Origin of the sequence: Streptomyces sp. NPDC059256 (genome assembly GCF_042753785.1) — a bacterium.
Lineage (GTDB): Bacteria > Actinomycetota > Actinomycetes > Streptomycetales > Streptomycetaceae > Streptomyces.
Genome location: NZ_JBHYZO010000044.1, coordinates 1 through 11,567, shown reverse-complemented (window position 1 = coordinate 11,567; position 11,567 = coordinate 1). Strand labels below are relative to the sequence as shown.

General features: G+C 67.1%; 7 protein-coding genes. 4 read left to right on the top strand and 3 right to left on the bottom strand.

What is annotated here, in order from left to right; all coding sequences use genetic code 11:
- Positions 1-664, bottom strand: a 664-nt coding sequence (locus ACFXJL_RS34635; RefSeq protein ID WP_384699445.1) for an endonuclease/exonuclease/phosphatase family protein, incomplete at its 3' end; no start/stop codon positions are given.
- 497 nt (positions 665-1,161) lie between these two features.
- Here ACFXJL_RS34635 and ACFXJL_RS34630 point away from each other — a divergent pair.
- Entirely contained in the window at positions 1,162-2,295 is a 1,134-nt protein-coding gene (locus tag ACFXJL_RS34630) for an AI-2E family transporter (protein WP_358877973.1), read from the top strand.
- Positions 2,296-2,820: 525 nt separating this feature from the next.
- Here ACFXJL_RS34630 and ACFXJL_RS34625 read toward each other — a convergent pair.
- Both ACFXJL_RS34625 and hemA read right to left on the bottom strand, forming a co-directional pair.
- Entirely contained in the window at positions 2,821-3,168 is a 348-nt protein-coding gene (locus ACFXJL_RS34625) for a VOC family protein (RefSeq protein WP_358877972.1), read from the bottom strand.
- A gap of 311 nt (positions 3,169-3,479) precedes the next feature.
- Positions 3,480-4,712: a 5-aminolevulinate synthase gene (hemA, locus tag ACFXJL_RS34620; protein WP_384699441.1), complete on the bottom strand. Its 1,233-nt coding sequence runs from the start codon at positions 4,710-4,712 to the stop codon at positions 3,480-3,482.
- Between the two features lie 213 nt (positions 4,713-4,925).
- Here hemA and ACFXJL_RS34615 point away from each other — a divergent pair, with 213 nt between their 5' ends.
- The 3 genes from ACFXJL_RS34615 to ACFXJL_RS34605 all read left to right on the top strand — a co-directional run.
- Positions 4,926-6,476 carry an AMP-binding protein gene (locus ACFXJL_RS34615; protein WP_384699438.1) on the top strand — a complete coding sequence of 517 codons (1,551 nt, stop codon included), beginning with the start codon at positions 4,926-4,928 and terminating at the stop codon, positions 6,474-6,476.
- Between the two features lie 7 nt (positions 6,477-6,483).
- Entirely contained in the window at positions 6,484-8,037 is a 1,554-nt protein-coding gene (locus ACFXJL_RS34610) for a long-chain fatty acid--CoA ligase (protein WP_384699435.1), read from the top strand.
- A gap of 318 nt (positions 8,038-8,355) precedes the next feature.
- Positions 8,356-11,567: beta-ketoacyl synthase N-terminal-like domain-containing protein (locus ACFXJL_RS34605; protein ID WP_384699432.1), on the top strand; the 3,212-nt coding region annotated here is incomplete at its 3' end.

Here is an 11,567-nt window from a genome sequence, read left to right as displayed (position 1 = left end):
AGTCACCGGCCAGCAGCGTCAGCCGGCCCTTGGCCCGCTCCTTCGCCGCGTCCGCAAGCACCGTCCGCGTCACCTTGGTGCGCCCCGATGCCGCGTTGAGCCGTGTGATCAGCGCGGCATCGGTGATCGGGCCGGTCGGGATCTCGCCCCAGCCGTACTCGGAGGTCTCCAGGGGTGACGGCGTGCCGCCGCCGTAGCCGCGCGGCAGGTAGTTGACGTAGTAGCGGTACTCCAGATGCCCGGAGTACGCCGCGACCTCGGTGCCGTCCACCGAGACGACCGCTTTCGACCAGGAGGGGAATGACGCGTGTTCGATGATCGGGTAACGCGAGATGACTGCCGGATCGACCGGGTTCTCGTTGTCGAAGTAGGTCATCCCGCGCTCGGCGAGATCCGCCAGGAGATGGGCCACCCGCTCCGGGGTCGACTCGCTGAGCATCACCACATCCGGTTCGACCGCGGCTATGGTGTCCGCGATGCCCGCGCGCCCGCCGGGCACCCGGCTGCCGCCGAGCCAGATGTTGAACTGCAGGACCTTGAGCGTCCGATGTGAAGGCTTCGGGCGCTTCCGCTGCTGCGGCGCGGCCTCAGACGTCCCCACGGACAGCACTCCCGCTCCGAGGGACGCGCCGACCATCCCGAGCAGCTTGCGACGTCTGACCATGTGTGACCTCCATTGATTGCCTGCACCCATGGCCCGGTCTGGTTCACAGCGGGCCGGGACACAGCGTCGAGGTCATTCATGTATGGGGCATGAACCCGGGCGCAACGTCAGATGTTCGGTGATCAACAACGTCGATCCGTCGTTCCCTGTCGTCCGGCACCATCCGGTCGGACAGCCGTCGTGGATCTCCGTGGCCCTGCGGACCGCACGCTTGAGCGGCTCGGGCGGGTGGATCGAGGGTCGTGCCATGCCCCGGACCTCTGGGGGATCCGAGCCTCCGCTTCGTCCGGGCCGGTTTCGTGTTGCTGCCTCTGGTCTGCAGAGACGTGTCTGATGCGAACCCTGAACGGGCCCACACCGTCCTCGTCGGGCACCTCTCCAGGGGCCGATTCCGGCCGTCGGGCGACCGATATGACGATGCGTCAAATTGCTTGCCCCGCAGACCTTCTGCCAGAACGCGGCATGAGGCCCTGTCGAAATGACCATAGGGTGATCCCATGTCGCACACGCTGAGTTCCGCCAGATCCCGCGCCGCACTCCGTACATCGGCGCGGGTCTGCGGCGAACTGCTCGTGGTCCTGGTGATGGCCGCGGTGACCATATGGATACTTGGCCGGATGTGGTCGGTCATATGGCCGCTCATCATCGGCCTCCTGCTCACCACGCTGACCTGGCCCCCAACCCGCTTCCTGCGCCGCCACGGCTGGCCCTCCGCCTTGGCCGCCTCCACCGTGACCGTGCTGTTCCTCCTCTCCGCCGTGGGAGTTGTGGCGATGATCGCGGTTCCGGTGGCCTCACAGTCCGGGGAACTGACCACCGGAGTGGTCGAGGGAATCCACCAGGTGCGCGAATGGGCCGCCGGACCGCCGCTGAACATCGGTGATGATCAGATCACCGACGGCGTCGACGCCGCGGTCAGCCGTGTACAGGGCAGCGTCGACAGCATCCTCACCACCGTCTTCACCGGATTGAGCACGGTGGTCAACGGGGTGGTCACCACTGTTCTCGCGGTCTTCCTCATGTTCTTCTTCCTCAAGGACGGACCCCGTTTCCTGCCCTGGCTCACCCGTCAGCTTCCCGGCCGGCTCGCCACGGATGTTCCGACGCTGGCCGCGCGGGGGTGGGACACACTGGGCACCTTCGTCCGGTCCCAGGCACTCGTCGGTCTGCTCGACGCCGTCCTCATCGGCATCGGTCTGTGGACGCTGGGAGTTCCTCTGGTCCTCCCCCTGGTGGTCCTGACCTTCGTCTCGGCATTCGTCCCGATCATCGGTGCGCTGTTCGCCGGCCTGGTCGCGGTACTCATCACGCTGGTGTCGAATGGTCCGGCGGACGCGATGATCGTGCTCGCGATCATCATCGTGGTGCAGCAACTGGAGGGGAACGTCTTCCAGCCCATGATCCAGAGCCGTGGGCTCGGCCTCCATGCGGGCATGGTCCTGCTGGCAGTTACGCTCGGCGGCAGTCTGGCCGGGATCGTCGGCAGCCTGATCGCCGTACCCATCGCCGCGCTTCTCGCTGTGGCCTGGAACTATCTGCGTGAGCAGCTCAGCGATCCGCTGCCGCAGATCGACTCCCACCAGCCGCAGACCGCCGCCACTCCGCCCGCCAATGGATTGCAGGCCCCCTAGGCGGCCTTCTTCCCGGCCCTTTCCGCTTTCCCCGGGGGCCGGTGGGGCCCTCCGGCTGATGGACCAGAGCCAGGCCGCTGTGGACATTGAGGATGTGGAAGCGTGCTGGGTGCCGTGGTGGTCGACCTCGAAACGCCGCCGTTGATTGGTGCCGCTGTTGTGGGCGGAGACCGGCGGTAGATCCCGTCCCAGCATTGATGTGAACCGCGTACGCGCGCCACTCGGCGGCGGGCTCCCACTGCTGTCGGGTGGCGGTGTCGGTGGGGGCTGGCTTGTCGCTCATCAGGGCTTTCAGGGCGCAAACGGCTGTGTGCCTCCCACGGTCCCCACGGCCGCACGGTGGCCGTGGGGAACACTCGACTTCACCCAGAGCCTGAGGCGAGCGGCTGGGGCTCCTGCTACCTCAAGGCACCAGGTTCCGCGCACGTTCAAGGCACCAGGTTCCGCGCACGTTCAAGGCACCAGGTTCCGCGCACGTGCCCTCCGAGTCCAGGGGTGGCACGGGTCCCTGCGCTAACTGAGGGGTCAGGTCGCGGGGTTCTCCAGCAGGGTGACGCGGTTGCCGTCCGGGTCCTCCAGGGCGGCGAACCGGGTGCGGGTGCCGCCGGCCTGCACCGGTCCCGCAGTCAGACCGCGTTCCTTGAGCTGGGCAAGAGCCTCGTCCAGATCAGGGACCTCCAGGTTGAGGAGTGCCGAACCAGAACGCTCGGCGTCCTCGAAGACCGAGAGCCAGCCCCCCGTAGTGAGATGCCAGTCCGCCAGCGACGGCATCGGCCGGGAGTTCGCGGGACGTCCCAGCAACTGTTCGTACCAGACCACTGCAGCCTCAACGCTCGCTACAGGCGCAACCATCAATACGCGGGCAATGTTCACGGACGCCACCTTTTCTCGAACCACAGCTTCGTGTCTCTTCTCCAGACTGCTTGAGGCGACAGAACTCATCGCACGCTGCCAAACACACGCTGTCAACCACACGCTGCCAAACAGGCGGGCAAGGCCGGGTAGGGCCCGGTCGAGTGCCCGCCGCGCGGGCCAGTGGGGTCGAAGTGGGGTAACGGGGCGATAGCCGGCGGTGTTCATGCGCTGGCGCTGCGCAGCTTCGCACCATCGCGCCGGCCAGGGCGCCGCTGAACTGAACGCCCTCGCTGGAGACGGCGCACCCGACAACGATGGAGTGAGACCGGTCAAGGGAACTGCTGAGGGCTCGGGGTGCGCGGCACCCCCAGTTCCCGCCAGATCTCGTCGAGTGCCGCGACGAACTTCCGCACCTCGGACGGGTCGTGCACGGCTCCCGGAGCCGTTCTGAGGATCTCCTGGCCGGTGCGCACGCTCGGCGCGTTGATCGCCTGCACATAGGCGCCGTGGCGCTCCAGCAGAATGCTGGAGATCTGTTTGGAGAGGTCGTCGTCGCCTACGAATACAGAGACGATATGGGATTCGTCCGATACGAAGGGAATCCCGTGTTCCCTGAGTAGTCGGTGCATCAGGCGGGCGTTTTCCGAGAGTCTTTTGCGTTCCTCGTCAGAGGAGCGCAGATGCCGGACCGCGGCGAGGGCGCCCGCCACGACGGCCGGCGGGAGGGCCGTGGTGAAGATGAAGGAGCGGGAAAATCCGCGCACTGCGTCGATCAATTCGGCGGGACCCGCTATGTATCCACCGGTAGTACCGAATCCCTTGGCCAGTGTGCCCATGATGACGGTGAACTCGTCAGCCAGTCCCTGGCTCGCGGCGATACCGGCTCCCTGGGGCCCGTACATTCCGACCGCATGCACCTCGTCGAGGAAGGTCATCGCGCCGTGGTTGCGCGCTATCCTCGCTATCTCGGCGAGTGGGGCGACATCGCCAGCCATCGAGTAGACCGACTCCAGGACGATCATTTTGGGACGGTCGGGATCAGCGGCCGAGATCAACTCTTCCAGATGTGCCGTGTCATTGTGGCGGAAGATGCGCTTCTCCGCGCCGCTGTGCCGGAGTCCGTCGATGATCGAGGCGTGGTTCATCTCGTCGGAGAAGACGAGACAGTTCCCCAATCGGCCGGCGAGTACCGAGAGGGCTCCGTCATTGGCGGTGTACCCGGAGGTGAAGAGCAGTGCGTCGGTCTTGCCGTGCAGATCCGCGAGTTCCTTCTCCAGCAGGACGTGGTAGCGGTTGGTCCCCCCGATGTTCCGGGAGCCACCCGCCCCAGCGCCGTACTCGTCGAGCGCTTCCCGCGTCGCCGCCAGTACGAGTGGATGCTGGCCCATTCCCAGGTAGTCGTTGCTGCACCACACATTGATCTCGGAGACGACTCCGTCGCGGTGGTTCTCCGCCGCCGGGAATTGCCCGGCGAGCCGCCCGATCTCAAGGAACTCCCGTTTCCCCTCCGTGGACCCTAATTCCTGAATGTGTCGCGAAAAGAGCTCCAGGTAATGGTCCATGACGTCAACTCATTTCTCTGAGAACTGCGTCGATGCGGAACTCGGACTGGTTGAGGGGATTATCCCACAGCGGCATATCACTTCAATGTCGCGGGCTGCGACATTTTGATATCTTCGCCCCACCCCGCGAGGAATTTGCACTCCTGACACATCTATGCGTCGTGTTGTATGCTCCCCGAAAATCCCTCGCAGCGACACAAAAAGGAGTTCCGTATGCCGTCGAACGAAACGTATGTCAGTCAGATCCTCAAGGTAATCTCAGCCGAGCCGGAAAAGGTGGTCCTGTCATGGCATGACAAGACCCTGACCGCGGCGGAGTTAACCGCCCTGGTCCGTTCCGCCGCTCACACCCTGCGCCAGCACGTCGACGCGAACGGGAAGGCCGCCGACACGGTGGTGGCCATCCTCACCGTCACCAACACGGCCCCGACCTTGATCCTGCGGTACGCCGCGAATCTGATCGGGGCCACGGTGGTCCATTTGCACACCACCAACGCGGTCGACCCCGGGGATCATCTGATCGCCGATGCCAAACTCAAGATCCTCCAGGAGACCGGCGCGACGCACCTGGCCGTGGACGCGGAGAACCTCGCCGCCGCTCGTGCCCTGCGCGAGTTGCTACCAGCTCCCCTCGACCTCATCGGTCTCGGAGATCTCGGCTCCGACGTCCTCGACCTGACCACCGGGGACGGGAACGCCTTCGATCCGGCCGATGTCGACATCAGGCTCGATCAACCCGCGGTGGTGACCTACACGAGCGGCACGACCGGCAAGCCGAAGGGCATCGCCGTCGACTTCCAGACCCGTAACGGCTTCATCTCCGCCGGTCTCCAGATGGGCTGGCGGTCCGTCTATCTGGCCACCCTCCCGATGAGCCACTCCAGCGGTGCCACGACCGATGACTCGCTCGCGTCCGGCGGCTCGGTGTTCCTGCGGGACGGATTCGACCCTGGCGACGTGCTGCGCTCCGTGCAGCAGCACCGGATAACCCGGCTGCTGGTCTCACCTCCCCAGCTGTACATGCTCCTGGACCACCCCGAGGTGAGCTCGACCGATCTGTCCAGTCTCCAGATGGTCACCTATGTGGGATCTCCAGCGTCCCCGGAGCGGCTGGCCGACGCGGTCAAGGTCTTCGGTGACGTGCTCATCCAGGTGTACGCCACCAGTGAGGCGGGCTTCGTCAGCATGCTCTCGCCGGCCGAGCACCTCGACCCCCGCCTGCGGGTCACGGTCGGCCGGCCGATACCCGGCTGGGTTCAGATCCGCGATCAGGACGACCACCACGATCTGCCGGCCGGTGAGGTCGGCGAGATCTGCGTACGTTCGGCATTCACCATGAGCGAGTACGTGGGAGAACCCGAACTCACGGCCCGGACCGTACGGGACGGCTGGGTGCACACCGGCGACCTCGGCTTCATCGACGGCGACGGCTACCTTCACCTTCGCGGTCGGATCGGCGAGGTGATGAAGACCAATGGCATCAAGATCCATCCGGTGACGGTCGAGAACGCCTTCCTGGCCCACCCCGACGTCGTCCAAGCATGCGTCTTCTGTGTCCGCGACGCGGACCGGATCGAGCACATGCACGCCGCCGTGGTGCTCCGTGAGGCAAGCACCGCCACCGCCGCCGATCTGGCGGAGCACATCCGTGTCGCCATCTCACCGAAGCACATTCCCGAGGAGATCGGCATCCGGACCGCGCTGCCCCTGACCGGTGCCGGCAAGCCGGACAAGGCTCGGCTGGCCGCGGAAGCGAACGTGTGAGACCCGCATGTCTCTCTCGGTGGCCGCCGTACTTGCCGAGTCCGCGCTGCGGCGGCCGGAACACCCGGCGATCGTGTTCGACACACGGAAGACCACCTACCGTGAACTGTGGGACGGCGCGCGGCGGTACGCGGCCGTGCTGCGCGACCGGGGCATCGGCCCCGGCGACAAGGTGGCGCTCCTGCTTCCCAACACACCGCACTTCCCGCTGGCCTACTTCGGCGTACTCGCGCTCGGTGCGACCGCGGTCCCCGTCCACGCCCTGCTCCGGTCGGATGAGATCACCTACGTGCTCAAGGACTCCGGGGCCGCAGCGCTGATCTGTGCGGCCCCGCTCCTGGGCGAGGGCGGCAAGGCCGCGGAAGCAGCCGGGACACCCGTGCTCACCGTCATGGAGGAGGGAAACACCAACGCCCCCCGCCTGGACGCACTCGCCGCGCGGATGAGACCCATCGACCGTCATGTGCCGCGTGAACCCGACGACATCGCCGTAATCCTCTACACCTCCGGCACCACCGGCCAGCCCAAAGGCGCCCTGCTCACCCATCTCAACGTGGTGATGAACGTCGACACCACCATGCTCTCCCCCTTCGGCTTCACGGCTGACGACGTCCTCCTCGGCTGTCTGCCGCTGTTTCACACGTTCGGCCAGATCTGCGGAATGAACACATGCTTCCGGGCGGGGGCGACCCTGGTGCTGATGCCCAGGTTCGACGGCCCGCAGGCACTGGACCTCATGGTGCGTGAGAATTGCACTCTGTTCATGGGGGTTCCGACGATGTACGTGGCGCTCATCGACGTAGCCCGGGCCGATCCACGACGGCCGCCACTCAACCGGGCCTTCTCCGGTGGCGCAGCCTTGTCGGTGACGCTCCTCGACGCGTTCCGGGAGATGTACGGCTGCCCGGTCTACGAGGGGTACGGACTGACCGAAACGTCTCCCGTGGTGGCGTACAACCAGAAGGCGTGGCCGCTCAAGCCGGGAACCGTGGGCAGACCGATCTGGGGCGTCGAAGTCGAGATCGCCAGAGCTGAAGTGGCCGACCGGGTCGAGTTGTTGCCCGCCGGTGAACTGGGCGAGGTCGTCATCCGGGGACACAACGTGATGGCCGGCTACCTGAACCGGCCCGAGGCGACCGCCGAGGCAATCGTCGACGGTTGGTTCCGCTCGGGCGACCTCGGTGTCAAGGACGACGAAGGCTATCTGTCCATCGTCGACCGGAAGAAGGACATGGTGCTGCGCGCCGGGTACAACGTGTACCCGCGCGAGTTGGAGGACGTACTGGCCCGACATCCGGCGATCGCCCAGGTCGCCGTTGTGGGCTTACCGCACGCCGTTCACGGTGAGGAGGTGTGCGCGGTGGTGTTGACGCGTCCCGGCTCGGTGCCCGGCCCGGCGCTCGGTGCCGAGATCGTGGCCTGGGGCCGGGAGCGAATGGCCGCGTACAAGTACCCGCGTCTGGTGGAGTTCGTCGATGCCTTTCCGCTCGGGCCCAGCGGCAAGGTGCTCAAACGCGAGTTGGTCTCCCGGTTGAGCGGTGCAGCGGGCCTGGGGCCGTAGGACGCGCCACGACGCCCGCGGTGGACTCGAACCCTGGCGTGGCCGGGCTCACCGCGGGCTCCACGCCCGCTCGGCGAGCGCAGCGCGCACCGAGCGCCACTCCCGCTCCCATACGCCGGTTTCTCCTATCCGTGTCGCGGCCTGCGCTATCGGGCTGCTATGCGGCTCAGGAAGGATCTGAGCCGCAGGTCCGGTGGCGGTCAGCGCCGGGCATGACGAGAAGCGCCCCGGCCGGTGGGCGACCCGCGGAGGCGGGGCGTTCTACGCAGGTCCGGTGACTGATGGTCCTGCTCGCCGTGAAGGAGTACCAAAGACACGATGGCGCACTCAACCGGTACGGGATCGCCCTTGCTGTGGACGTTGGCCGGTAACGGCAGGGACTCGCTGGCAGCCAGAGCCCGCGCCCTGCGTGACAGCCTGGCCGGTCGAGACGACTGGCGACCGGAGGACGTCGCACTCGCCCTTGCCCGCACCGCCTCCTCGGGCATTCGACGTGCGGCGCTGGTGGCTGAGGGCCGAGACGGATTCCTGGAGCGGTTGGATGCCCTCGCCGATGGCAGGGGTATGCCCGGCCTGGTGGAGGGGGCGGTGGCCAGGTCACATCGACGCGTCGCATTCGTGTTCCCCGGGCAGGGAGCGCAGTGGCCCCGGATGGCGGTGGACCTGTTGGACGCCTCCCCGGCGTTCCGGCAGCGGATGGACGAGTGCGCGCAGGCCCTGGAACCCTTCATCGACTGGTCGTTGACGGATGCGCTCCGCGACCCGGGAGCGGCAGGCAGCCCTGGCCCCGACCGGGCCGATGTGGTGCAACCCGTGCTGTTCGCAGTGACGGTGTCGCTGGCTGAACTGTGGCGCTCCCACGGGGTGGAACCCGAGGCGGTCCTTGGGCACAGCGTCGGTGAGGTCACCGCCGCCGCGGTCTCCGGGGCACTGTCGCTGGACGACTCGGCGCGCGTGGTGGCCCTGTGGAGTCAGGCGCAGGCGACGCTGGCCGGGCGGGGGGACATGATCTCCGTCATGGCCCCGGTCCATGAGGTGGAACCACGGCTGCGACGCTGGGAAGGCCGCCTGGTCATCGCCGCGCTGAACGGCCCCAGGTCCGTGATCGTCTCGGGTGATTCCGACGCCGCGGCCCAACTCCTCGCCGAACTGGCGTCGGCCGGACTGCACGCACGGAAGATCGCGGTGGGGCTTGCTGCGCATTCCCCCCACATCGACGAGATCATCCCCCGACTCCGAGCCGACCTCGCGCCGATCCAACCGCTCACACCTCAGCTCCCGTACTACTCGGCACTGACCGGGGAACCGCTGGACGTTCCGGTGTTGGACGCTGACTACTGGTGCCGCAATCTGCGCAGCACGGTCAGATTCCAACAGGCGGCAGAGTCCCTGCTCCGGGACGGCTACGGCGCACTGCTTGAGGTCAGCCCGCACACCGTGCTGACTTCGGCCCTGGTGGACTGCGTGGAGCAGAGTGGATCGGAGGCAGCCGTTCTGGGGACGCTGCGCCGGGACCAGGGCGGCCCGGGCCGCTTCCTCACCTCGCTCGGGGAACTGTATGTGCAGGGTGTGACACCGGATCCGGAGGTGCTGTTCGCAGGGCAAGACACCCGCGTCGTGGAACTGCCGGCGCTCCTGGTGGAGTCCGAGCCGGCGGGCGCGGCCCAGGCGGGTGGCGGTGAAGGAGAGCGAGACGACGGCGTCGAGTTCCGTACCGAGCTGGCTGGGATGAACGTGCCGGAGCAGCGCGCCTTCCTGTTGCGTCTGGTCGGGCGGGAGATCGCCACTCTGACCGGGCGGACCGATCCGGTGCCCAAGGACCTGCCCTTCCTGGCCCTGGGGTTCGACTCCGTCACCGCGGTGGAACTGCGCAACCGCCTCGGTGCGGTGATGAAGCTGCGGATCCCGGCGACGGTGGTCTTCGACCGCCCGACCCCGGAGGCACTGGTCGAGTACCTCCGTAGCGAGCTGGTCGGAGACAGGCCCGACGGTGATGCGGACACGGCCCTGCCGATGCGGGCCGCGGACGACGACCCCGTGGTGATCGTCGGGATGGGATGCCGCTACCCGGGTGGGGTCAGCAGTCCGGATGCGCTCTGGGAGTTGGTGTCGACCGGAGCCGACGCAGTCTCCGCGCTTCCCACGAACCGCGGTTGGGACACGGCTGGCCGGTACGATCCCGCGCCCGGGACTCCGGGCCGGTTCTACCAACGCGAGGCGGGTTCCCTCGATGACGCCGGCCTCTTCGATGCGGAGTTCTTCGGGATCTCGCCGCGTGAGGCGTTGGCGATGGATCCGCAGCAGCGGCTGCTCCTTGAGACGACCTGGGAAGTGTTGGAGCGGGCCGGTATCGACCCTGCCACCCTGCGGCGAAGTCGAACAGGGGTGTTCGTCGGTGCGATGACCATGGACTACGGACCCCGCCTCGAACAGGGCGCCGAAGCCGGCGGCCATCTGCTGACCGGCAACACGGGAAGCGTCGCGTCGGGCCGACTGGCCTACACCCTGGGCCTGGAGGGTGCGGCGGTCACCGTGGACACGGCGTGCTCGTCGTCGTTGGTGGCGCTGCATCTGGCGGTGCGGGCGCTGCGGTCGGGCGAGTGCTCCATGGCCCTGGCCGGCGGCGTGACGGTGATGTCAACGGTCGGCATGCTGGTGGAATTCAGCCAGCAGGGCGGTCTTGCACCGGACGGTCGCTGCAAAGCCTTTGCAGCAGCGGCCGACGGCTTCGGTCTGGCCGAGGGCGTGGGGATGTTGTTGGTGGAGCGGTTGTCGGATGCGCGGCGTCTTGGGCATCCGGTGTTGGCGGTGGTGCGTGGTTCGGCGGTGAACCAGGATGGTGCGAGCAATGGTCTGACGGCGCCGAATGGTCCGTCGCAGCAGCGGGTGATCCGGGCGGCGTTGGCGGATGCGGGTCTGGTGGCGTCGGATGTGGATGTGGTGGAGGCGCACGGCACCGGTACGAGGCTCGGCGACCCGATCGAAGCACAGGCGCTCCTTGCGACGTACGGTCAGGGCCGGTCGGCGGAACGTCCGGTGTGGATCGGGTCGTTGAAGTCGAACATCGGACACACTCAGGCGGCTGCCGGTGTGGGTGGAGTGATCAAGTCGGTACTGGCGTTGCAGCACCAGATGATGCCGAAGACACTGCATGTGGATGGTCCCACGCCGAATGTCGACTGGACGGCCGGGGCAGGTCGGTTGCTGACGGAGGCCCGGGCATGGGATGACACGGGCCGTCCGCGCCGGGCGGGAGTGTCCTCCTTCGGCATCAGTGGCACGAATGCCCATGTGATTGTGGAGTCGGCACCGGTTGAGGGGCCGGTCGAGCTGGTGGATGTGCCGGGGCCCGGGACGGTGGTGTGGCCGTTGTCGGGGCGTTCCGATGAGGCTTTGCGGGATCAGGCGGTGCGGTTGTTGGCGTATGTGGGTGCTGGTGCTGGTGCTGGTGCTGGTGCTGGGGTGGGTTTGGGGGAGGTTGGTTGTGCTTTGGCTACGACGCGTTCGGCTTTTGAGCGTCGGGCGGTGGT